We start from the raw sequence: 22,199 nt of genomic DNA, 5'->3' as shown, positions 1-22,199 counted from the left end.
CCGCGGTCAGAAGGCGTACCGGATCCGGAGCCACGGCGCGTGCGCGGCCACGAGGGCGCGCATCGTTTCGACGGCCTGTGCCTTCACGCCGTTGCGGTAGCGGACGTTCCAGCTGCCGTTCTCGGAGCGCTTCGGCTGCTGGAGGTCGGGCCTCCACAGGACGTCCTCCGCGCGCGGGTGCCAGCCGAGGTTGAGGTCGTGGAGCGCCTGGTTGTGCGTCAGCATGATCACTTCGGCGGCCGCCTGGGCCTTCACCCGGTCGGGCAGGACGTCGTCCATGTGCCGCAGCAGGAGGCTCCAGTCCCGTTCCCAGCCGGGGCGCACGACGACCGGCGAGAGGTTGAAGTGGACCTCGTACCCCGCTTCCAGGAAGTCCCCCGCGGCGGCGATGCGGCTCTCCACCGGGCTGGTACGGATGTCCAGCAGCTTGGAGTCCTCCTGCGGCATGACGGAGAACCGCACCCGGGTGCGTCCTCGCGGGTCCAGCAGCAGGAGGTCGGGGTTGACGAACTTGGTGGCGAAGGAGGCCTTGGCGGCGGGCCAGCGGGCGAAGGCGCGCACCAGGTCGGCGACGTTGTCGCTGACCAGGGCGTCGACGGAGCAGTCGCTGTTCTCCCCGATGTCGTAGACCCATGCGGCCGGGTCGCACTGGTTCGCCGCTGTCTTGGGGCCGAGGCGGGCGAGGTGCCGCGAGAGGTGGGCGATGATGCGCTCGATGTTGGTGAACACGGTGATCGGGTTGGCGTAGCCCTTGCGGCGCGGGACGTAGCAGTAGGCACACGCCATGGCACAGCCGTTGGCGGGGCCCGGGGCGATCCAGTCCGCGGAACGTCCGTTGGGCCGGGTGGTGAGCGTCTTCTTCTCGCCCAGGACCAGTACCTCGCTCTTGATCCGGACCCAGCGGTCGATGTTCCCCTCGTTGCCGTGGAGAGCCGGGATCCCCCAGTGGGAGTCCACGGCGACGACTTCGGCCTCGGGGAAGCGGGCGATGATCTGCCGGCCGCGCGGGGAGGCCGCTGCCGCCGGCTCGGCGTGGATCGCCCGTACGGACAGCAGCCGGCGCGCGGCCGGGGAGTCGCGGAACAGCGGCCCGGCGCCGGCGGGACGGCGCTCCCGGCCCGTGTCGAGGTCCGCCAGGCCGAACAGGGCGTCCGCGGAGTCGTCCTCCGGCCGGCCAGGGTGCGGCTGGGCTCCCATGTGCGCCTCCTGCGGATCTTCGCGGCTCGCCTCGCCGGGGGCGCCGCCCCGGGGGTGGTCGGGTCTTCCGGGTGGTCCTTCCACTCTAGGCGAGCCGCAGGACACCCCCTCGCGGCCGGATGGGCCACGCCGTCCCGGGTGCGGGAGCGAGCCCCGGACCCGCTCGGATGGTCCGGCCCGCCGAAGGGACGGCTCCTGGCAGCGGCCGGGAGATCCCACCGGATGGCGCAGTATGGCGCCGCCGAGCCGGGGCATACGCGGGCAGCCGCCGTGTCGACCAGGAGGACCACCATGCCCGCCGTCTCCGCCCATGCCGCCGTCCACGCGATGGACGCCGGGGGTCGCGTGGCCCTCCAAGCGCACCTCTTCTACGACCTCGTCGATCCCTACGCGGTGCGGGTGCAGTTCCTCGACCGGGGCACCGCCCTGGCGTGCTGGTACTTCGACCGGCAGATGCTGGCCGAGGGCATGCACCGCCGGGTCGGGGAGGGGGACGTCGCCTTCCGGCCGCAGCGGACGGCGGACGGCCACGAGGTGCACGTGGAGCTGCGCGACCACTCGGCGCCCGGACGCGCAGTGGTGATCACCATGGACGCGGCCGACCTCGCCGACTTCCTGGACCGGACGTACGCGCTGGCCCCGCCGGGGTACGAGGCCGTGGACCTCGACGGGTCCCTGCGGGACCTGCTGGCCTGGTGAGGGACGCGACGACGGCCACGCCCGCCACCCCCGGGCGCGCACGCGGGCTCGTACCGGCCCCGGGTACACGCGGACGTGAGGCGCGCACGCCTACCGCAGTACCGCCGCCAGCAGATCGGTGCCCAGCGCCGTCAGGTCCGGCACGTTGAGGCTGTACCGCACGTACCGTCCCTCCCGCCGGGCCACGAGGAGCCCCGCGCGCCGCAGCAGGGCCAGGTGCCGGGACACCTCCGGGGGCGTCAGATCCCAGGCGTGGGCCAGTTCGCCGTTGGTGTGCGTGCCGCGGGCCAGGGTCCGGAGCAGCCGCAGCCGCGCCGGGTGGGCGAGGGCCTCCAGACGCAGGGCGACCGTGTCCAGCGGGACCGGATCCGACGGGTCCGGCTCGGCCACCGGGTACTGCACCACCGGCTGCCACCCGGGCGCGTGGACCATCGCCAGGTGCGGCCGGCCGAAGACGCTCGGGATGAAGGTGACGCCGGTGCCACGGGCGGTCGTCGCCTTGTCCAGCAGCTTGTCCACGAGGATGCCGTCGCCGTCCGGAGCCAGGGCGACCGCGCCGGACACCGAGGCGAGGGCCGCCCCGAGGCCCTGGCGTTGCAGCAGGTCGTTCTTCAGCCGCAGGTCCGTGGCCAGCTGGACGGCGGCGTCGGCCCAGGCCGCGTCGAAGAAGGCTTCGGCGCACGCCTCCAGGGTGTCTCGGACGCGCGCCCGTACCGCCTTCGGGTCCGCCAGCAGCCGCTCCGCGAAGGCTTCCTGGCGCGCACCCCGGGCCTGCGCCAGGTCCAGGGCCAGGTCGCGCGTGGCCGTGTCGGTGAGGGGCGACGGGGAGGCGAAGTGGATCCGGTTGCCGCACGTGGTGACCAGGGCGGCGGACGCGTACCTCTCGTCGTCGATCCGGTCCACGTCGTCCAGTTCCTCCCCGAGGGTCGGCCGGGGCCGGGCCGGCAGCATGAAGTCGGCCTGGGACGTACGCCAGAGGAACTCCGCCTCCCGCAACCGCTCGGCCAGCCCCGGCCGCAGCCCGGCCCACACATCGGCGGCCCATGCGGCGAACCGCGGATGGTGCTCCGGCTCGGCCAGCACGTGCAGCATCGCGGTCAGCTCGGCCAGCGGGGAGGCGGCGAACCGCAGCCCCTCGGACGGCATGCCGCGGATGTCGATCCTCAGCGTCATCCGTACATCATCACCGCCCCGGCGGGCGGCCCCGACACCACTTGACGATCGCCGTCAAACGACGTGCCCGGACCGGGCGGGTGGAGCCACCGTTCACGCCATGGCAGTCACGAGCACCACCCCCACCCCCCGGGTCGGGGCCCGGGCCCGCACCCTCCTGCGCGCCTGCGGCGGCCCCCGTTATGCCGTCGCCCTGGCCGTCGACGCCCTCGGCACCGGCCTGCTGAGGCCCTTCCTCCTCCTGTACGGGGTGACGGTGCTGCACCTGTCCGCGTCGGCCACCGGCCTCGCCATGACGGCCGGAATCGTCATCGGCCTGCTGTGCATGCCCGCCGTCGGGAAGTGGCTGGACCGCGGCGCCCGCAGCACCGTCGTCGCCGCGTCGATGCTGATACGCGTGCTGGGCGTGGCGGTGCTGGTGGCGACCCCCGCGGGCCACGTCTGGCCGTTCGCGGCCGCGGCCCTCCTCCTCGGCATCGGCAACCAGGCCTGGCCGGCCGCCCACGCGGCCCTCGTCGCCACCCTCGCCCACGGGCGGGAGCGCGACACGGCCCTCGCGGCGGGACGCGCCCTGCGCAACGCCGGGCTGGGGGCGGGGGCGCTCGTCGCCATGGCCTGCCTGGCGGGCGGGGCCTCGGCCCTCCAAGCGCTGGCGGGTGTCACGGGAGTGGCGTACCTGGCGGCCGCCGGCTTGGCGTGGTCGGTCCGGGTGCGCGCGGGGCGGGAGACGACCCTGCCCGCCACACCGGCGGGGCGGGAGGAGCCCTCACCCCGGATGCGCGTCCTGCTGGCCGCCAACGTGGTCTACGTCTTCTGCCTCAACGTCCCCGAGATCGCGCTCCCGCTGGTCCTGCTGACCCAGCTGCACGCCTCACCGGCATGGTCGGCGGCGATCTTCGTGGCCAACACGGTGCTGGTGGTCACCCTCCAGGTCCCCCTCACCCTGCTGATGTCCCGCTACGCCCGGCGCACCGCGCTGACCACCGCCGGTGTCGTCCTCACGGCGTCGTACGCCGGCTTCCTGGCGGTGACGTCCCTGGGAGCCGGGGAGGGGCGCGGATGGGCCGCCCCCGCGGTCGCCGCCGTCTCGGTCGTCTGCACCCTCGGCGAGATCATCTACGCCGGAAGCGCCACCGCCCTCGTGACGGCCCTCGCTCCGGCCCGCGCCCTGGGCAGCACCCTCGCCCGCTTCGAACTCTCCACCGGCTTCGGCCTCGCCGTCTCCCCGGCCGCCATCACCGCCCTCGCCCCCCACGGCCCGGCCGCCCTCTGGGGCACCCTGGCCGCGGCGACCCTGCTGTCCGCCTCGGCCGTCGCCGCCGAAGCCGAATCCCGCCGGCCCCGCCCCGAGCCGCGCGCCGGACACGGCCCCGTGCCCGCAGTGCCCGCGCCGGATAAGGTGCCCCGGACACAGGGATGAGGGGGATCGCGTTGGAGCGGCGGAAGGTCATCGGCATCGGGCTGGGGGCGGGGCTCGCGGTCCTGCCCGCCTGGTGGGCGCTGCGCGAGGTGGCGCAGGAGGCCGGGGGAGACTGGCACACCGACACCGCACCGCTGGAGCAGGCGTTCCCGCTGCTCGGCCCGCTCACCGACGCCAAGTGGGTGAGCAGCCGGGACAACGACCGGGGCCTGCCGTCACCGGAGCTGGTGATCTCGGGCTTCGCCCGGCTGGCGGCGGGGAAGCTCGCCGAACTGACGGCGGCCCACGCCTTCGTCGCCGAGGGGCCGGCCGACGACTTCTCCTCGTGGTTCGAGAAGGCGCTCCGGGGCGAAGGGCCGCAGGACCCCGACTGGGTCCGGTCGCACGAGCTCGACCGCGTCGGCAGCGGCCACTCCACCCACCTGTGGTTCGACCGCCGCAGTGACACCGTCCGCTTCCGGGCCCTCAACCCGTACGGCTGACAGGGGCTCGGGACGTCCGGCGCGCGCCAACGCGCCCGTACGGCCCCCGCCGTGGCCGGCGGGGGCCGTACGGAGCGGTCCGGCGGGTCAGCCCAGCCACGGCCGCCAGACGGGCTCGTTCCGCTCGACCCACCTCTTGGCCGCCTGCTGCGGTGAGAGCTTCTCCTCGGCGATCATCAGGGCCACTTCGTTCTGCTCCGCCGTGGTCCAGCGGAACTTCCTCAGGAAGGCCGCCGCCTTGCCGCCGGACTCGGAGAAGCGCGTGTTCAGGTACTTCTGCAGCGGGGTGTGCGGGTAGGCGCAGGCCACCTTCTCCGGGACGTCCGCGCAGCCCTCCTGGTACTCGGGGAGCTTCACCTCGGTCATCGGGACGCGCTCGAAGAGCCACTGCGGCTTGTACCAGTACGTCAGGAAGGGCTTGCCCTCCTTGGCGAACTGCTTGATCTGGGTGATCTGGGCCGCCTCGGAGCCGGCGAAGACGACCTCGAAGTCGAGGCCCAGGTTCTTCACCAGCGCCTTGTCGTTCGTGACGTAGGACGGGGAGCCGTCCATCAGCTGGCCCTTGCCGCGACTCTCGGCGGTGCGCAGCTGGTCGGCGTACTTGTCGAGGTTCTTCCAGTCGGTGACGTCCGGGTGGGCCTCGGCGAAGTAGGTGGGGACGAACCAGCCGATGTGGCCGGTCACCCCCAGATCGCCGCCCCGGGTGATCGTCTTCTTGCCCTCGACGTACCGCTTCTCCTGCTCGGGGTGGCCCCAGTCCTCCAGGATCGCGTCCACCCGTCCCTGGCTGAGCGCGTCCCAGGCGGGGACCTCGTCGACCTGCACGGTGTCCACGCGGTAGCCCAGCTCGTGTTCGAGGAGGTAGGCGGCCACGGCCGTGTTCGCCTGGGCGCCCACCCAGGACTGGACGGAGAGGGTGACGGTCTTCGAGTCCTGCGCGGCGGCGTACGGAGAGGCCTGCCGGGTCATGTCGGCCGCTCCGCAGCCGGTGACCACGGCGAGTCCCGTCGCCGCGGCGAGCAGGGCCGCCGCGCCGCGGCGTCCGCGTCTGCCGTTGAAAGGGTGGTTGTGCATCTCAGGCCTCCTTCGCGGGCTGGGTGACGCGGTCGAGCAGCAGCCCGAGGCACACGATCGCGGCGCCGGCCACGAGGCCGGTGGCCAGGTCGCCCTGCGCCAGGCCGAGGACGACGTCGTAGCCGAGCGCGCCTCCGCCGACCAGGCCGCCGATGATGACGACGGCGAGGACCAGGACCACGGCCTGGTTGACGGCGAGCAGCAACGCCGGCCGGGCGAGCGGCAGCCGGACCTGCCACAGTTGCTGCCGGCGGGTCGCGCCCAGCGAGCGGGCGGATTCGAGCGCCGCCGGATCCACCTCGCGCAGGCCCTGCACGGTGATCCGGACGACCGCCGGCAGCGCGTACACGACCGCGGCGGCCGCGGCCGGTGCCCGCCCGACCCCGAACAGCGCGACCACGGGGATGAGGTAGACGAACTGCGGCAGCGTCTGGCACACGTCGAGCACGGGGCGCAGCAGGCGCTGCGCGCGGGCGCTGCCGGCGACGCCCACCGAGATCGCGAAACCGGTCACCAGGGTGACGGCGACGGCGGCGAGGACCTGCGACAGCGTGTCGAGGGAGGCTTCCCACACGCCGAGCACGCCGACGCCGGCGAGGGCGAGCACGGCCGTCAGGGCGCTGCGCCAGGTGCCGACGAGCAGGGCCAGCGCTGCGGCGAGCAGCAGGAGCAGCCACCACGGCGCGGCCTGGAGTCCGCCGCGCAGGGGATCGAGGACCCACCCGGTGAACCGGGCGGCCCAGTCGGCGCTGCCCCCGACGACGGGCACGCCGGAGTAGAGGTGGGCGGTCATCCAGGCGACCGCCCGGTTCACGGGCTCGGCGATGGACACCGTCCAGGACGCCGGCCACAGCGACGTGCCCGCGATCCGGCCGGCCACGCCGACGGCCACCGCCGCCAGGACGGTGAGCAGCCACCCGTACCAGCCGTCGAACACCCTGAGCAGGAGCTGCCGCGCGCCGCGCGCGGGGGTGTCGTCCGCGCCCATGCGGTGGCCGGCCGCCTCGGCGGTGCGGTCGAGGATCACGGCGAGCAGCACGATCGGGATGCCGGCGGCCAGGGCGGCGCCGACGTCGACGGACGCGAGCGCCTGGTAGACGCGGTCGCCGAGGCCGCCCGCGCCGATGACGGAGGCGATCACGGCCATCGACAGGCCGGTCATGACGGCCTGGTTGACGCCCAGGAGGAGCTGCCGGCGTGCGAGCGGAAGCCGGGCGGTCAGCAGCCGCTGGCGCCCGGTGGCGCCGAGCGAGGCGGCGGCCTCCAGCACCCCCGCGTCGGCCTCGCGCAGACCGAGCGCGGTGAGGCGCGCCATCGGCGGGGCGGCGTACACCACCGTGGCCAGCACGGCGGCCGGTACGCCGATGCCGAAGACCAGCACCATCGGCAGCAGGTACGCGAACGCCGGGAGGATCTGCATGGTGTCGAGCAGGGGACGCAGGAAGCGGTCGGCGCGCGCCGAGAGCCCGGCGGCGAGTCCGAGCAGCCCGCCGACGGCGACGGAGGCGGCGACGGCCACGACCATCAGCGCAAGGGTCTGCATGGTCGGCACCCACATGCCGAGCAGCCCGCACGCGGCGAGGGCGGCGGCACAGGTCAGGGCCAGCCGCAGGCCCGCCAGGCGCCAGGCCACCAGGGCGGCCAGCGCGGTGACGCCGGTCCAGCCCGCGGCGAGCAGGACGACGTAGACGGCCCGGACGGACACCACCACGGCGTTGCTGACGTGCCCGAAGAAGTACAGGAACAGCGGGTGGCTGTCCCGGTGATCGATGATCCAGTCGCCGGCCCGGCCGAGCGGCCCCGACAGGTCCACGGCCAGGGCGGCGGGCCAGCTGCCGGACGCCGGGAAGGCGACGGCGAGCGGCACCAGCACGGCGGCGGCGACGGCGAGGGGCAGGAGCAGTCCGCGGACCAGGGGGCGTCCGAGGAGGGACGGGCCGCCGCGCGGGCGGACCGGCGCTCCCTTCCCGGCCGCCGTGCGCGCCGCCGCGGGGCGGCCGGCGGTGGCGCGCTCCGCGCCGCCCGGGCGGCCGGACGACTGCGGGCCGCCCGGTCTGGAGGGTTCGCGGGCGGGGGCCGTGGCCGCGGTCATGCGCACCACCCCCCGGTGACGGGGGCGGGGACAGCGGGTCGGAGGGTGCCGGTCATGCCGCCGCCTCCCGCCCGGTGGCGGCCGGGAGTCCGGCCACCACCGCGAGGAGTGCCGCCTCGTCGACCACGCCCAGGCAGCGGCCGCGGTCGACGACCCGGACCGGACCGCCGCTGCGGACGACGGCCTCGATGGCGTCGGCCACCGTGGTGGCGGGGGTCAGCGCGGGGCCCTGCGCGGCCGCGTCGCCGGAGGCGGGGCGCATCGCACTGCGTACGGTGAGGACCTGCTCGCGCGGAACGTCGCGGACGAAGTCCCGTACGTAGTCGTCGGCCGGCGAGCCGACGATCTCCTCGGGCGTGCCGAGCTGCACGATGCGGCCGTCCCGCATCAGCGCGATGCGGTCGCCCAGGCGCAGGGCCTCGGCCAGGTCGTGGGTGATGAAGACCATGGTGCGGCCCTCCTCGTGGTGCAGGCGGGCCACCTCCTCCTGCATCTCGCGCCGGATGAGCGGATCGAGCGCGCTGAACGGCTCGTCGAACAGGAGCACTTCGGGGTCGGCGGCGAGGGCCCGGGCGAGCCCGACGCGCTGCTGCTGGCCGCCCGAGAGCTGTCCGGGGCGGCGCTCCTCGAGGCCGGCGAGGCCGACCTTCTCGACCACCTCGGCGGCCTTCCCACGGCGTTCGGCGCGGCCCACGCCCTGGATCTCCAGGCCGTAGGCGACGTTGTCCAGGACGCTGCGGTGCGGGAGCAGGCCGAAGTGCTGGAAGACCATGGCGGCCCGGTGGCGGCGCAGTTCGCGCAGCCGGCCGGCGTCCATCGCGAGGACGTCCTCGCCGTCGAGGGCGAGGGTTCCGGCCGTGGGCTCGATCAGCCGGGTGAGGCACCGTACGAGGGTGGACTTGCCCGAGCCGGACAGGCCCATCACGACGAAGACCTCGCCCTTGCGGACGTCGAAGGTGACGTCGCGGACGGCCGCCGTGCAGCCGGTCCGTTCGCGCAGCTCCGCCGCGGGCAGCCCGGCGTGGTCGGAACCGGGGACCTTCGCGGCCGCCCCCTTGGGACCGAAGACCTTCCAGAGGCCGTCGACGGAGAAGACCGGGGCTTCGGTGGTGACGGCGCTCATCGGGCACCGCCGTCCAGGGACAGCAGTTCGGCGGCCTTCTCGCCCACCATGAGGACCCCGATCATCGGGTTCACGGCGGTCATCGTCGGGAAGACGGAGGCGTCCGCGATCCGGATGCCGTCGAGTCCCCGCACCCTGAGGTCGGGCCCCACGACGGCGGTGGGGTCTTCGGCGGCGCCCATCTTGCAGGTGCCCGCCGGATGGTAGACGGTGTGGGCGACGGAGCGGGCGTACGCGCTCAGCTCCTCGTCGCTCGTGATCTCCGGCCCCGGACAGACCTCCCGCTTTAGCCACCCGGACAGCGGCTCGGTCGCGGCGATCTCGCGGGCGAGCTTGATGCCGTCCACGAGGGTACGTCCGTCGTAGTCCTCTTCGTCCGTGAAGTAGCGGAAGTCCAGCGCGGGTTTGACCTCGGGGTCCGCGCTGGTCAGGTAGAGGCGGCCGCGGCTGCGGGGCTTGGGGATGTTGGGCGTCATCGACACCCCGTGCGCGGGGCGTTCGTAGCCGATGCGCTCCGGGTTGTCGGTGAAGGGCACCTGGTAGAAGTGGAACATGAGGTCGGGGCCCTGCGACTGCGGGTCGCGCCGGACGAAGAGCCCGGCGTCGCTGTCCATCGCCGAGTTCTCCGGGATCGGACCGTCGGTCTCCCAGACGATCACCGACTCCGGGTGGTCGAGCAGGTTCTCGCCCACCCCGGGCAGATCGTGCAGCGCGGGGATGCCGAGGGCCTCCAGGTCGGCGCGCGGGCCTATGCCGGAGTGCAGCAGCAGGCGCGGGGTGTCGACGGCGCCCGCGCAGACCACCACCTCACGGCGTGCGGTGATCAGCGACCGGGTGCCGTCCTGCGACCGCACGTGCACCCCGCGCACCCGGGCACCGTCGAGTTCGAGGCGGTACGCCCAGGTCTCCAGGAAGAGGCGGAGGTTGGGCCGGTCGTCCATCACGGGGTGGAGATAGGCCACCGAGGCGGAGGAGCGCTTGTTGTCCTCCGGGTGGTAGGCGAGGTCGAAGAAGCCGGCTCCCTCGTGGAAGGGCTTGCGGTTGAAGCCCTCGACGAGCGGGACGCCGAGGGCCGCGCGCGCGGAGTCGACGAAGTCGCGGGCGATGGCGTTGCGGTCCTTCTCCGCCACCGGGACGATGTGGTTGAGGAGCTTGTCGAAGTACGGCTCCATGGCGGCGGAGTGCCAGCCCTCGGCACCTGTCTGCGACCACTCGTCCCAGTCGGACGGCAGGGGCTTGAAGGCGATGAGGGTGTTGTGCGAGGAGCAGCCGCCGAGGACGCGGGCGCGGCTGTGCCGGATGTGGGAGTTGCCGCGCGGCTGCTCGGTGGTGGGGTAGTCGTAGTCCAGTTCACCGCCGAGCAGGCCCATCCAGCGGCGCAGGGTGAGGACCTCGGGCCGGTCGACGTCGCTGGGGCCGCCCTCGATCACGGCGACGGTGGTGCCGGGGTCCTCGGTCAGACGGGAGGCGATGACGGAGCCGGCGGTCCCGCCGCCGACGACGACGTAGTCGTACTCGTGCACGGGGATGTCCGCGTTCGCGTTCGTATGGATGGTTCTCCTCCTCCTTCAGCCAGCGAACCAGCGCACGGGGCGCGGAGCGAGGTTCTGGTACACGTGCTTGGTCTCGCGGTACTCGGCCAGACCCGCCGGGCCCAGCTCGCGTCCGGTGCCGGACTTCCCGAAGCCGCCCCACTCCGCCTGCGGCAGGTAGGGGTGGAAGTCGTTGATCCAGACCGTGCCGTGGCGCAGTCGGCCCGCGACCCGGCGCGCCCGGCCCTGGTCGGCGGTCCACACCGCGCCGGCGAGCCCGTATTCGGTGTCGTTGGCGAGCGCGACGGCCTCGTCTTCGGTACGGAAGGTCTCGACGGTCAGCACCGGCCCGAAGACCTCCTCCCGCACGACCCGCATCGTCCGGTGGCACCCGTCCAGGACGGTCGGGCGGTAGAAGTAGCCGGGTCCGTCCGGGCGGGAGCCGCCGGAGCGCAGCACCGCGCCCTCGGCGAGGGCCGATTCCACGTACTCCTGCGTCCGCGCCAGCTGGGCCGCCGAGACCAGGGGCCCGCACTCGACGCCCGGGTCGGTGCCGCGGCCGAGGCGGATCCGGTCGGCGCGGCGGGCGAGCTCGGCGACGAAGCGCTCGGCCACGCCCTCCTCGACGATGAGCCGGGAGCCGGCGGAGCAGACCTGGCCACTGTGCATGAAGGCGGCGTTGAGGGCCTGGTCGACGGCGGTGTCGAAGCCTTCGGCGGTGGCACAGGCGTCGGCGAAGACCACGTTCGGGTTCTTGCCGCCGAGTTCCAGGGCGACCTTCTTGACGGAGTCGGCAGCCGCGCGCATGACCTTCGTACCGCTGGCGAGGCCGCCGGTGAAGGAGACGAGGTCGACATCGGGATGGGCCGACAGGCGGGCGCCGACGGGGTCACCGGCGCCCGTCACCAGATTGGCGACACCGGCCGGCAGACCGGCCTCCGCCAGCAGGCGGATGAGCTCCACCGTGGACAGCGGGGTGATCTCGCTCGGCTTGAGGACGAAGGTGTTGCCCGCAGCCAGGGCCGGGGCGATCTTCCAGCTGGCCTGGAGCAGCGGATAGTTCCACGGCGTGATCAGCGCGCACACCCCGACCGGCTCGTGGACCACGACGCTGTGGATGTCGGGGGAGCCCGCGTCGACCACGCGTCCGGCGCTCTCACCGGCGACCAGGTCCGCGAAGTAGCGGAAGGCGTCGCTGACGCAGTCCACGTCCACGCGCCCCTCTTCCAGCGTCTTGCCCGCGTCCCGGCTCTCCAGCAGCGCGATGCGTTCGCGGTCGCGCTGGAGCAGCTCGGCGGTGCGGCGCAGCAGGGCGGCGCGCTCCGTCACCGGCGTCCGGGGCCACTCGCCGCCGTCGAAGGCGGCCCGGGCGGCGCCGACGGCGGCGTCGGTGTCCGCGGTGCCGCCCTCGGCGACGAGCGCGAGGACGCTCCCGTCCGCCGGGTCCAGGACCTCACGGGTGGCTCCTGAGACCGCAGACCTCCAGGTTCCGGCGATATGGATGGTTCTGTCCTCGGACACGACGCGCTGTACCTCCGCTTCCGACACCGCGGCTCGCCCGCGATGCGTTGCTTCGGCCCCCCTGCCCTGCCGCTCGTCCCACATGCCCCTTCCGTAACGGGAAGTGACGGGAGTCACGCCGAGTGACCCGTCCGGCGAGGCCGTCCGATGCGCCCGGGCGCCGGTACCGCTTGGGCGCCGGCGCGGCAGCCTCGTAGGGTCGGGGCATGATCAGCGAGTTCAGCGAACCCTTCCTCCTCGAGGCCGAACGGCACGCCGCCTGGGGCGCGGCCCAGCTCGAAGCCCTGAACGCGTTCCTGCCCGACGGGCCGTGGAGCGCCGACCTGCCGTCCTGCCTGTACCGGCAGGGCGGACTGGAGCTGCGGGCGGCCGTACTGGGCACCTACGACACGGACGAGCGGTCCTGGATGTGGGGTTGGGCCAACCCGGGCCTGCGCGGGAGCGAGGTCGTCGCCCTGACCGCGGCGATCGAGCGGTACGGGCGCGCGCACGGCATACCCGAACTGACCGCGGAGGCCGTGGACCTGTCCGGTTTCGAAGACCCGCGGCGCGCCGCCGAGATGCTCGCCTTCACCGGCATGGGGGTGGCCGAGGCGCCCGGCTACATGGGGCTTCCGGCCGGACCGGGCACCCGGGTCTACTTCCTGCCCGACGACCCCCGGGTCCCGCGCGCCGCGCTGGATCCGGTCACCCTGCCGCGGACCCTGCTCAGCGGCGCCGGCCTGATCGGCCACTCGGCCCGGCACGTGGTCGGCGGCTACTTCGACCACCACGGCGTGCCCCACCGTACGGAGGGCGACCGGATCGTCGCCGGCCTGCCGGGCGGCAATGCGGCCGAGGTCGGCTTCGACGCCCTCGGCCGGATCGCCGGCGTGGAGGTCAAGGTCCTCCCCTGATCACCCGGCGGCATCTGGCCGTCGACCGTCCCCGGGCGGCAGGCGCCGTCCGTACGCGGTCGGGCGGGCCGTACCGGTGTGCGGCCCGCTCACAGGCAGGCGAGCAGGGCGCCCAGGGGGGCGGGTAGGCGCCCGAGGTCGACGGAGCGCGCCAGGAGGTGGCCGTAACGGATCTTGCGGCCCTTCCTGGTACCGAGGAAGCGCCGCATCTGGCGCAGCGGGTCGCGGCCCTGCTGCGCCGGCTGACGCGTGAAGGTCCGCCACGGGGCGAGCTCGCCCTCGGCCTCCACGATCGCCTCCACCCCGGCCACGCCCAGCGCGCGGATCAGTTCCTCTTCCAGGTCTTCCACACAGACGAAGACCTCCTGCCGAGATGCGCTGGCGCGGGCGAGGGCCCGGTCGTAGAACGGCCGCTCCCGCGCGTCGCACAGCCCGGTGACGCGCAGCCCCAGCCCCGGCGGGCCCAGGAGCTCGGCGTAACGCCCGACGTTCATCGCCCCGCCCATGGAGAGGACGCAGACGCCCTCGTCGGGCAGGGCCCGGCCCAGACGCGCCGCCAGCGTCTCGACCGCGGCGAGGTCGCTGGGTCCTTCCACCAGCACCACGGTCCGGACACCCGCTGCCGCGGCCGCCTCCCTCGCCGCCGCACCGCAACCGCCCGCCGCCCAGCCGCTGACCGCGGTCCGGAACACCCCCATGTCTGCCATGGGGCGATTCTGCTGCACCGCCCGCCGGACACGGCACGCAATTTCCCTCGGGTATCACCGGCCGTGCCGTTGCCCCGGCAGGCGCCGGACGCAGCGTTCACCCGTGCCCGAAGCGTTCCTCCCGGCGCCCGGGACGGTCGGTCGGCGGTTCGGGCATCCAGTCGCGCGCCGGGCGGTACTCCAGCCACCGGCTCTGCCCCGCCCGCGCGGCGCAGGCGGCGGTGAGGCGGGTGAGCCCCGGGGGCTCGTCGCCGGTGCGCCACAGCAGCGACCAGGCGTACAGCGGCGTGGGGTCGACCAGCGGGACGGCGCACAGTCCGGGGACGTCCGGGAGGGGGACGTCGGCGGGCAGGAGCGAGAAGCGCCGCGGGTCTTCGGCCACCTCGGCGAGGAAGCGGGGGAGTCCCAGGTTGATGCCCGCGGCTGTGCTCCGGATGCCGAACCGGTCGGCGAACTGGTGGAGGAAGTCGAGGCGGTCCAGCGTGCCGGGTGCCCACAGCACGCTGTCGCGCAACTGATCGGGCCGCAGCGCTCGTTCGGAGGCGAGCGGATGGGCGGCGCTCATGACGGCGTCGACGGGTTCGAGGCGGATGAGCCGGTGTGCCAGCCCCGCGGCCAGCGGAGGGTGGACCCGGCCGAAGGCCGCGTCGATGTCGCCGTGCAGCAGTGCCTCCGTCACCGACGGCAGATCGCGGCCGTGCCCCAGCTCCAGTTCTCCGGCCTGAGCGGCGACCTGGGCCAGCGTCCGCATCGGCTGGTAGAGGTGCCCCCAGAAGTCGACGCGCAGCGGCCGACGCGTCCCGGTCACCGCGGCGACCGCCGCGTCGGCGGCGGTCACGGCGTGGCGGGCCGGCGAAAGGAAGCGCTCACCGGCCTCGGTGAGGCGGACACCGGTCCCGCCGCGCTGGAACAGCCGGGTGCCGAGCAGGGACTCCAGCCGCGCGATGCGCTTGGACAGCGCCTGCTGGGAGACGCCGAGCAGGCCGGCCGCCCGCCCGAAGTGCAGTTCTTCCGCGGCGCGCACGAAGGCACGTACCTGCGCCACGTCAAGATCCATGCCTCTCACCTTAGGCGACAACTTCCGGTTGTCGGCGTCGTGTTCCGGTTGTTGGAGCACCGGGCGGCCCCCGGTGTTGCATCTGCGGCATGCACAGACTGATTCCCACGGGGGAAACGACGCGACCGGTCGCCTTCGCCGAGGTCGCCCAGCCGCTCCCGCGGCCGGACGAGGCGCTGGTCAAGGTGGAGGCGTTCGCACCCAACCGCGGCGAGACCTTCCTCCTCGAACACCCCGCGCCGGGGTGGCTGCCCGGCAAGGACGTCGCGGGCCTCGTCGTGCAGGCCGCGGCGGACGGATCGGGCCCCGGTACCGGCACCCGCGTGGTCGGGCATCCGGCGCAGGGCGGTTGGGCCGAGTACGCGGCCGTGCCCACGCACTCGCTCGCCGTGCTCCCGGACGGCATCGACCACGTACGGGCGGCGGCCCTCCCGCTGGCCGGGATCACCGCGCTGCGCCTGCTGCGGACGGCGGGTTCCCTGGCCGGGCGGCGGGTGCTGCTGACCGGCGCTTCGGGCGGAGTCGGCCACTACGTCACCGAGCTGGCCACGGGGGCCGGCGCGGAGGTGACCGCGGTGACGGCCACACCGGTGCGCGGCGAGCGGCTCGCGGACCTGGGCGCGAAGGTGGTGCACGACATCACCGACGCCGGGGGCCCGTTCGACGTGGTCCTGGAGTCCACGGGCGGCACCGCCCTGCCGGCCGCACTGTCCGCGGTCCGCCCCGGCGGCCTCCTCGTCTGGTTCGGCCAGGCCAGCCGCACGCCCGTGACCCTCGACTTCTTCGACGTGCTGAACGGACCCGAGCGCGTCACGATCCAGCACTTCCACTACGCGGGCGGCCCCTACGGTCCCGACCTCGCGACGCTGGTGCGCCTGGTGGAACGAGGCCGGCTGCACCCGGAGATCGGCCGGACCGCCGACTGGACGCGGACCGCCGACACGCTGGTCGACCTGCGAGAGCGCCGCATCCGCGGCAAGGCCGTACTGCTGACCGGAGGAACCGAGCGATGAACGCCCACGAGTTCGCGGCCGCCCAGTGGACGCGCGCCACCGGCGCGGGGGTCGATCCCCACGAGTACCGGCGCGTCACCGGCGCCCTCACGTCCGTCGACGACTGGGGCCCGGCTCTGGTCACCACCGCCCGGGCCCACCTCACGCGCGCCGACCAGGCAGGATCGACGGCGTCCGCCGGTGAGCACCTGCTGATGGCGGCCCGGTGGTTCCACCTCGCCACGCTCGCGCCCCATCCGCAGGCGGCCCGGGCCGCAGCCGAAGCGGACCGCGCCCTGGGCCGGGCGCTGACCGTGCTGGAGCCCGGGGCGCGACGCGTGAGCGGCGACGGCTTCACCGGCTGGCTGCGCGGCCCGGGCGATGCTCCCGCCACGGTGGTCGTCGTCCCCGGCCTGGACTCGGCCAAGGAGGAGTTCCTCGACCTGGCGTCCGCGCTGCTGGCCAGGGGTCTGGCCGTGTTCGCCGTGGACGGCCCCGGACAGGGCGCCCTCGCGGACACGACGACCCTGCGGCCGGACTACGAGCAGGTCGTGGGCCGCGTCATCGACGCCCTCGGCGTCGCGCGCATCGGCCTCGTCGGCCTCAGCCTGGGCGGCTACTTCGCCGCCCGCGCCGCCGCCCTGGAGCCGCGCGTCCGCGCGGCCGCCACCGTCAGCGGCCCTTTCCGCCTCGACTGGGGGCAACTGCCCCCACCGGTACGGGACATCCTGGCCCGACGCACCGGGGGCCCCGACGCCGCCCGCGCCTTCACGGGGCACGTGGACCTCTCCGCCCTGGCACCCCGGATCGCGGCCCCCCTGCTGGTCGTGGACGGAGGGCAGGACGTCATCCCCGGCGTCACGAACGGCGAGCCCCTGGCCCGGCTGGCCCCGCACGGCACCCACCTGGCCGTCCCGCACGGCGACCACCTCCTCGGCAACGCCCGGGCGGACTGGCTGCCCCGCCTCGCCGACCACATGACGCATGCCCTGACGGCGGCACCGGCCTGAACCACCCTCCGGGCCGCCGGGCGGTCGGGCACGGCGCCGTCGTCGGCGAGCCGCTGCTCCAGGGCGCGATCAGCCCAGTTCGGCCTGGGCCTGCTTGGCGGACGCCTCCAGCCTGTTCCAGTACTCCTGGTACCAGGCCGCGTCACCGCCGGCCATGTTGCCGTTGGCCTCCCGCATGCCGGTCCTGCCGTCTATCAGCTCGCGGACGATGTCGCAGTGGCCGGCGTGCCGGTTCGTCTCTGCCGTCATGTGCAGCATGATCCGCTGGAGCGTCGCGTCGCCGCCCTCACCCCACCACGCGACGTGCCCCATCGCATCGAGCGGCAGGGCCTCGATCGTCGCGTCGGCGTGCGCCCAGGCGCGGCGGTAGAGGCCGAGGATGTCCTCGCGTGACTCGTCGCTGGTCGCCCACATGTCCGCGTTGGGCTCGGCGTCCTGCGCGTGCCAGGGGAGGGGCTCGTCGTGCGGGCGCCCGAAGGTCGGCCCGAAGTAGCCGAACTCGACGCCCGCGAGGTGCTTGACGAGGCCGAGGAGGTTGGTGCCGGTCGGTGTCAGGGGGCGGCGGACGTCGTACTCGGACAGTCCGTCGAGCTTCCAGACGACGGCTTCGCGGGCTGCCTTGAGGTAGCGGTGCAGGTCGTCCTTGGGGTCGTTGAGCTTCATGGGGCGAGTCTCGCACCACCCGCTGACAACGGCCGTGGGTTTCCGGACGCACGGCCGACTGCCGTACGCGCTCCGCGCCGACCGGCGCGGGACGGGCCGCCACCGTCGTCCGGTGGCGGCCCGCAGTGGCCGGCGGCGCACTGGCGGGAGCGGCCGTCCGCTCCCGCATCCGGCCTAATGGCCGTGGTGGTGCCCGCGGCGGCCCCAGGACTCGGTGTCGATGACGTTGCCGCGGTTGTCGCGCAGGGTGGCGGTGTCGCGCTCGTCCCAGATCTGGTGGCGGCGGTCCTGGTAGAGGTGGTGGCGGGTGTCGCGGCCCTTGCCGGTGTGGACCTTGACGCTGGAGTGGCCGTCCAGGCGGAAGTCGTGGAAGCGGTACCGGTTGCCCTGCTTGTCGGTGAGGGTGAAGCCGTGCAGGTCGACGCTGTGGCGGCCGGTGTTCTTCACTTCGACCCACTCGCTGTTCAGCGCGCGGTTGTCGTGCCCGCGGCCGGCGTTCTCGACCTCGCCGATGACGACGGAGGAGCGCGGACCGCCGTGACCGTGTCCGTGGTGGTGGTCGTCGGCGGCGGCCGGTACCGCGGCGGCGCCGATCAGGGCGCCGAGGGCGACGAGGCCGGCGAAGGCGCGGCGGGGGGCGAGAGAAGCAGACATGAGGATGGCTCCTTCAACAGTCAGCCCGGCCCGGCCACGTGCACGCCGGGCGGGCTCTGAACGTTCCCGGCGTCCTGCCGAGGAGCCACACTCTGGACCCGATTCCTTCCTAAATCAACAAAAACAGCCCGTGTTGCCCAAGGCGGGCATTTTCGTACTATGCGCGGAATTGCGGCGCGGGCGGGTGTCCGCGCCGCCCGCTGCACCGTATCGATCCGGTCACCCTGGACGGCCCTGCGGTGGACTGCTCCCGGCCGCCATGGGGGCGACAATCGCCGGCGGGTACACCGGAGTCGGCAGTACAGCGCGCAGGTGCGGGACGTGGACCTGCGCTCAGGCGGCGGCAGTCGACCGGTCCCACCCGCTGCTCCGATAACCGAACGGCGTGTCCGCATCTCGATCGTCGATGTGCGGCGGCCCTGCACTTCTGACATGGTCGTTCTACGTCCATTTCGGCGCCACACAGAAGCCGTAGCGCCTCCTCCACCTTCGAATCGAAAGCGAGTGTTGTCGTGCGTCACCGCTTAGCAGCAGTCTCCGCCGCCGCTCTTCTCTGTCTCGCCGGTGCCACGGGCGTGGCGGAGGCCAAGCCCGCGAACCCGTCCTCCCCGTCCGCCATGGTCTTCAGCGTGGTCCGCGGGGCCGACGCGGCAACGGGCACCGTCCTGCGGGCGACCGTTCTCAGCTGCGCCTACGCGGCCGAGGGCACCCACCCCGCCCCCAGGGCCGCGTGCGACGCCCTCAACGCCACGGGCGGCGAGTTCGACCGCCTGCTGGCCGCCCCGCTTCCGGACCGCCCCTGCCCGCGGCAGTACGACCCCGTCACGGTCACGGCGGACGGCGTCTGGCGCGGCCGCCACCTCACGTGGAGCCACACCTTCCCCAACGCGTGTGAGATGTCCGCGACCCTGAACGGCAACGCGCTCTACGCGTTCTGACGCACTCGGCGCTGCTCCGGACGGGGGTGACCCGGAATCGTGCATACGCCGGCGTACGTCCGTCACGGGCGGTGCTGCCCGGCCACCGACCGGCGCGCGACGGGGAAGTCGAAGTAGGTGTCCGGGAAGGGTTCGGGCTTGTACGTGAAGTGCCACCATTCCTCGGGCAGGTTGACGAACCCCTCCGCGGCCAGCGTCGTCTTCAGCAGCCGGCGGTGCGCGCGCTGTGCTCCCCGGACGCGCGGGTCGTCGGTGTGCGACAGGGTGTCGAAGCAGTCGAAGCCCGTTCCCATGTCCACGGAGTTGTCCGGGTACCGCTCCGCTTGCGGCGCGTAGCATGGGACGGACTCCTGCCCCGGCCTCGGCGCAGGCGCCGGCACCGCCGGAAGCGGGACGATCGTGAGGTCCATGGTGCTGCCACGGCTGTGCCCGGACTTCTCGGCGATGTAACCGTCGTCGAACAGGCGCGACTTGTCGACCCTCGGGTAGAACTCCGCCTTCCGCCGCTCGTCGGTCAGGTCCCTGGCCCACCGTACGAAGTGGTCGACGGCCCGCTGAGGCCGGTAGCAGTCGTACACCTTGAGCGAGTACCCCTGGGGCTGAAGGCGCGTCTGGGCCCGGTGCAGGGCTTCGGCCGCCGGTCGCGTCAGGATGCAGACGGGCTGCCGGTAGCCGTCGATCCGCTCGCCGATGAAGTTGTGCGCCGACACGTAGCGCATCTCCTGGATGATCGTGGGATCGACGGAGCGCAGCGAGACGAACTCCCTCGGCGCCCGGGGCTCCGGCGGACGGACGGCGGCGCCGGCGCCGGGGGTCGAGGTCGCCGCGAACACGGCCGTCACCGCCGTGGTCACCGCGAGCCGCGCCATGGACATGGTCATGGAGTTCTCCCTTGGCCTGAGCCGGTCTGTCGGGGATTCGGTCTACCCGTCTTCTCGTCCGCTCCCACGGAAGGTACGCCCCGGCTCTCCGGTCCGTCCGGCGGATAGCGTGCCGGTATGACGATGACAAGCAAGCGGCGGGTCCTGTACCGGCAGGGCACGGGGTTCTGGCGGATGACGGCGAAGTGGGTTCTGGTCTTCGGGGCCCTGAGCCTGCTGGACGGCGGGTTGCTCCGATCGTGGGGCGACGCTCTCGTCTGGCCGGTGATCGGGGTCCTGCTGTGGGTGCCCTGCGGGATCGGCGTCGTCTGGTACTCGAAGAAGGACCAGAAGGTCACGCTGACGGCGTCCGAACTGCGCGTCCGGCGCAAGCGGCTACCGATGGGGGAGGTGAACCTCCTGCACGTGGCGCGGCTGTGGCTGGAGGGGCGGTCGACCGCGGACGACCAGCCGGTGTCGGAGTGGATACGGGTCGACCGGGTGGTGTGGGTGCCGCTGAACGACGGCCGGGCCTTCGGCGTGGAGTTCCGGGATCCGGCCGCCTTCGCCAAGGTCTTCGGCGCCTTCGCGGTCGCGGCGTGCGGCGGGCCGGAGGTCGTCCGCGCGAGGGCCGCGGCGGCCACCTACCCGCAGCCGCGCCCGGTACGGGCCCGCACTGCGGGCGACGGCACCTGGGTGGATGTCCTGGACCTCTTCTGAGAGCCGGACGTGCACGCCGGCGGGCACCCCGGCCGGGGTGCCCGGCGCGGCTCAGTGGACGGAAAACCCGCCGTCGACGAAGATCGTCTGCCCCGTGACGTAACCGGATGCGCGGCCGGCCAGGAAAACCGCCGCTCCGGCGAAGTCCTCGGCCAGGCCGTTGCGCCCGACCATCGTGCGCGAGGCCAGCGCCGCCACCTTCTGCGGGTCGGACGCCAGCCGCGCGTTGAGCGGCGTCATGACGAAGCCGGGCACCAGCGCGTTGCAGGTGACGCCGTAGGGCGACCACGCCTCGGCCTGAGAGCGGGCCAGCGACTCCAGGGCCCCCTTGGAGACCCCGTAGGCGCCGCTCTGGACGAACGCCCGGTGCGCCTGCTGGGAGGTGATGTGGATGATGCGCCCGAAGCCCCGCTCGGCCATGCCGGGCCCGAACCGCTGCCCCAACAGGTAAGGCGCCTCCAGGTTCACCGCCATCGTGGCGTCCCACACCTCATCGCCCAGCTCGCCCATCGGCGGCCGCAGGTTGATCCCCGCGCTGTTGACGAGGATGTCCGGCTCCCCGAACACTTCCGCCGCCTTCTCCGCCGCCGCGCGCACCCCGTCGCGGGTGCCCAGGTCGGCGCTCACCCAGGCCGCTCGGCAGCCGTCCGCCGCCAGCTCGTCGACCGCGGCGGCCAGTTCCGGCTCCTTGCGCGCCACGACGACCACGCTCGCCCCCGCTCGCGCCAGAGCCCCGGCGATGGCCCGGCCGATGCCGGAACTGCCACCCGTCACCAGGGCGACCCGGCCGTCCAGCGCGAACAGTTCGGAGAGGTAGCTGTGTGAGCTCATGCCCGCACCCTAGACCGCGCGGTGACGACGGCAGCGTCCGGGGCGAACGCACGAGGCCCCGGACGCGGGCGTTCTCATGCCCGCCCTTGCGAGTAAGAAACACATAAGGATGGAACGCATGGACGAGGGACGGCCGGGCAGAAGGCGCTTCGGAGGTTGATAACTATGGTTCCCCTGCTTCTCGTTCTTCTGCTCGCTCTGATCCTCTTCGGTGCCGGATTCGCGGTGAAGGTCCTCTGGTGGGTCGCCATCGCGGTTCTGGTTCTGTGGTTGATCGGCTTCGTCGCCCGTCCCAAGGGCGGCAGCGGCCGCTGGTACCGCTGGTAGCCGCACGGCGCCTGTGGCCTGCACCCCTCCCGAAGGGGGGTGCAGGCCACTGTCATGCCGCCGTACCCCGTAGCGGAAATGGACCTGACGGGGTGAAAGCGGACGCGGCGGGTATCCGGGGAGTCAGCCGGGGCGGTCGCCGTGACGCAGCAGGGAACCTGCTCACCTCCAGGATCGACGGCCGTCCCGGCCCCTGATGCCGCAGTGGAGCCCGATCGGCGGTGACCCGGT

Annotated in this window: 22 protein-coding genes; 9 read left to right on the top strand and 13 right to left on the bottom strand. The window is 73.6% G+C overall.

Annotation, left to right across the window (positions count from 1 at the left end):
• Nucleotides 1-6: 6 nt before the first annotated feature.
• Nucleotides 7-1,197 carry a spore photoproduct lyase family protein gene (locus ACZ501_RS11240; RefSeq protein WP_468794273.1) on the bottom strand — a complete coding sequence of 397 codons (1,191 nt, stop codon included), beginning with the start codon at nt 1,195-1,197 and terminating at the stop codon, nt 7-9.
• 291 nt (nt 1,198-1,488) lie between these two features.
• Between ACZ501_RS11240 and ACZ501_RS11235 the strand changes: the two genes are divergently transcribed.
• Nucleotides 1,489-1,896: an SsgA family sporulation/cell division regulator gene (locus ACZ501_RS11235; protein ID WP_361609422.1), complete on the top strand. Its 408-nt coding sequence runs from the start codon at nt 1,489-1,491 to the stop codon at nt 1,894-1,896.
• A gap of 90 nt (nt 1,897-1,986) precedes the next feature.
• Here the strand turns inward: ACZ501_RS11235 and ACZ501_RS11230 are convergent, their stop codons facing one another.
• Complete coding sequence (locus ACZ501_RS11230; RefSeq protein WP_468794270.1) at nt 1,987-3,069, bottom strand: DUF5937 family protein; 1,083 nt, start codon at nt 3,067-3,069, stop codon at nt 1,987-1,989.
• A gap of 100 nt (nt 3,070-3,169) precedes the next feature.
• Between ACZ501_RS11230 and ACZ501_RS11225 the strand changes: the two genes are divergently transcribed.
• Together ACZ501_RS11225 and ACZ501_RS11220 are read left to right on the top strand one after the other, a co-directional pair.
• Nucleotides 3,170-4,489, top strand: coding sequence for an MFS transporter (locus ACZ501_RS11225; protein ID WP_468794267.1), 1,320 nt, complete (start codon nt 3,170-3,172; stop codon nt 4,487-4,489).
• Nucleotides 4,490-4,500: 11 nt separating this feature from the next.
• Nucleotides 4,501-4,971 (top strand): hypothetical protein, encoded by a 471-nt coding sequence (locus ACZ501_RS11220; RefSeq protein WP_468794264.1) that lies wholly within the window; start codon nt 4,501-4,503, stop codon nt 4,969-4,971.
• Nucleotides 4,972-5,058: 87 nt separating this feature from the next.
• On the opposite strand, the gene ACZ501_RS11215 is transcribed toward ACZ501_RS11220, so the two are convergent.
• Genes ACZ501_RS11215 through ACZ501_RS11195 form a run of 5 tightly spaced genes read right to left on the bottom strand, consistent with a single transcriptional unit; the run spans nt 5,059 to nt 12,313 of the window.
• The gene (locus ACZ501_RS11215; protein WP_468794261.1) at nt 5,059-6,045 is read right to left on the bottom strand and encodes an ABC transporter substrate-binding protein; all 987 of its coding nucleotides are present in this window, start codon (nt 6,043-6,045) and stop codon (nt 5,059-5,061) included.
• A gap of 1 nt (nt 6,046) precedes the next feature.
• A complete protein-coding gene (locus ACZ501_RS11210) occupies nt 6,047-8,137 on the bottom strand; it encodes an ABC transporter permease subunit (protein ID WP_468794258.1) in 2,091 nt (696 codons plus the stop codon).
• Between the two features lie 52 nt (nt 8,138-8,189).
• Nucleotides 8,190-9,260: a quaternary amine ABC transporter ATP-binding protein gene (locus tag ACZ501_RS11205; RefSeq protein WP_468794255.1), complete on the bottom strand. Its 1,071-nt coding sequence runs from the start codon at nt 9,258-9,260 to the stop codon at nt 8,190-8,192.
• Nucleotides 9,257-10,783, bottom strand: coding sequence for a GMC family oxidoreductase (locus ACZ501_RS11200; RefSeq protein ID WP_468794252.1), 1,527 nt, complete (start codon nt 10,781-10,783; stop codon nt 9,257-9,259). The genes ACZ501_RS11205 and ACZ501_RS11200 overlap by 4 nt, the downstream gene beginning before the upstream one ends.
• Before the next feature lie 45 nt (nt 10,784-10,828).
• Nucleotides 10,829-12,313, bottom strand: coding sequence for an aldehyde dehydrogenase family protein (locus ACZ501_RS11195; RefSeq protein WP_361609590.1), 1,485 nt, complete (start codon nt 12,311-12,313; stop codon nt 10,829-10,831).
• A gap of 206 nt (nt 12,314-12,519) precedes the next feature.
• Between ACZ501_RS11195 and ACZ501_RS11190 the strand changes: the two genes are divergently transcribed.
• On the top strand, nt 12,520-13,209 hold the full coding sequence (locus ACZ501_RS11190) for a DUF6882 domain-containing protein (protein ID WP_468794249.1): 690 nt from the start codon (nt 12,520-12,522) through the stop codon (nt 13,207-13,209).
• A gap of 89 nt (nt 13,210-13,298) precedes the next feature.
• Here the strand turns inward: ACZ501_RS11190 and ACZ501_RS11185 are convergent, their stop codons facing one another.
• Nucleotides 13,299-13,916, bottom strand: a complete 618-nt coding sequence (locus tag ACZ501_RS11185; protein WP_361609594.1) for an ATP-dependent endonuclease — start codon at nt 13,914-13,916, stop codon at nt 13,299-13,301.
• Nucleotides 13,917-14,013: 97 nt separating this feature from the next.
• Nucleotides 14,014-14,973 (bottom strand): LysR family transcriptional regulator, encoded by a 960-nt coding sequence (locus ACZ501_RS11180; RefSeq protein WP_361609596.1) that lies wholly within the window; start codon nt 14,971-14,973, stop codon nt 14,014-14,016.
• Between the two features lie 89 nt (nt 14,974-15,062).
• On the opposite strand from ACZ501_RS11180, the gene ACZ501_RS11175 reads away from it, so the two are divergent.
• Together ACZ501_RS11175 and ACZ501_RS11170 are read left to right on the top strand one after the other, a co-directional pair.
• On the top strand, nt 15,063-15,986 hold the full coding sequence (locus ACZ501_RS11175) for a zinc-binding dehydrogenase (protein WP_468794246.1): 924 nt from the start codon (nt 15,063-15,065) through the stop codon (nt 15,984-15,986).
• On the top strand, nt 15,983-16,975 hold the full coding sequence (locus tag ACZ501_RS11170; RefSeq protein WP_361609600.1) for an alpha/beta hydrolase family protein: 993 nt from the start codon (nt 15,983-15,985) through the stop codon (nt 16,973-16,975). Before ACZ501_RS11175 ends, ACZ501_RS11170 begins: the two co-directional genes overlap by 4 nt.
• A gap of 69 nt (nt 16,976-17,044) precedes the next feature.
• Here the strand turns inward: ACZ501_RS11170 and ACZ501_RS11165 are convergent, their stop codons facing one another.
• Both ACZ501_RS11165 and ACZ501_RS11160 read right to left on the bottom strand, forming a co-directional pair.
• Entirely contained in the window at nt 17,045-17,638 is a 594-nt protein-coding gene (locus ACZ501_RS11165; RefSeq protein WP_468794243.1) for a DinB family protein, read from the bottom strand.
• 174 nt (nt 17,639-17,812) lie between these two features.
• Nucleotides 17,813-18,292: a lamin tail domain-containing protein gene (locus tag ACZ501_RS11160; protein ID WP_361604020.1), complete on the bottom strand. Its 480-nt coding sequence runs from the start codon at nt 18,290-18,292 to the stop codon at nt 17,813-17,815.
• Between the two features lie 575 nt (nt 18,293-18,867).
• Between ACZ501_RS11160 and ACZ501_RS11155 the strand changes: the two genes are divergently transcribed.
• Nucleotides 18,868-19,230, top strand: a complete 363-nt coding sequence (locus ACZ501_RS11155; protein ID WP_468794240.1) for a subtilase-type protease inhibitor — start codon at nt 18,868-18,870, stop codon at nt 19,228-19,230.
• A gap of 62 nt (nt 19,231-19,292) precedes the next feature.
• Here ACZ501_RS11155 and ACZ501_RS11150 read toward each other — a convergent pair whose 3' ends face one another.
• Complete coding sequence (locus tag ACZ501_RS11150) at nt 19,293-20,111, bottom strand: M15 family metallopeptidase (protein WP_468794237.1); 819 nt, start codon at nt 20,109-20,111, stop codon at nt 19,293-19,295.
• 117 nt (nt 20,112-20,228) lie between these two features.
• On the opposite strand from ACZ501_RS11150, the gene ACZ501_RS11145 reads away from it, so the two are divergent.
• Nucleotides 20,229-20,810, top strand: coding sequence for a hypothetical protein (locus tag ACZ501_RS11145; protein ID WP_468794234.1), 582 nt, complete (start codon nt 20,229-20,231; stop codon nt 20,808-20,810).
• A gap of 51 nt (nt 20,811-20,861) precedes the next feature.
• Here the strand turns inward: ACZ501_RS11145 and ACZ501_RS11140 are convergent, their stop codons facing one another.
• Complete coding sequence (locus tag ACZ501_RS11140) at nt 20,862-21,641, bottom strand: SDR family NAD(P)-dependent oxidoreductase (protein WP_468794231.1); 780 nt, start codon at nt 21,639-21,641, stop codon at nt 20,862-20,864.
• Nucleotides 21,642-21,806: 165 nt separating this feature from the next.
• Here ACZ501_RS11140 and ACZ501_RS11135 point away from each other — a divergent pair, with 165 nt between their 5' ends.
• Nucleotides 21,807-21,968, top strand: a complete 162-nt coding sequence (locus tag ACZ501_RS11135; RefSeq protein ID WP_046495796.1) for a hypothetical protein — start codon at nt 21,807-21,809, stop codon at nt 21,966-21,968.
• Nucleotides 21,969-22,199: the final 231 nt, after the last annotated feature.

The organism is Streptomyces sp. NPDC034085 (assembly GCF_055575555.1).
The sequence above is the reverse complement of the archived record's forward strand: the minus strand, read 5'-3'. Positions and strand labels throughout refer to the sequence as shown.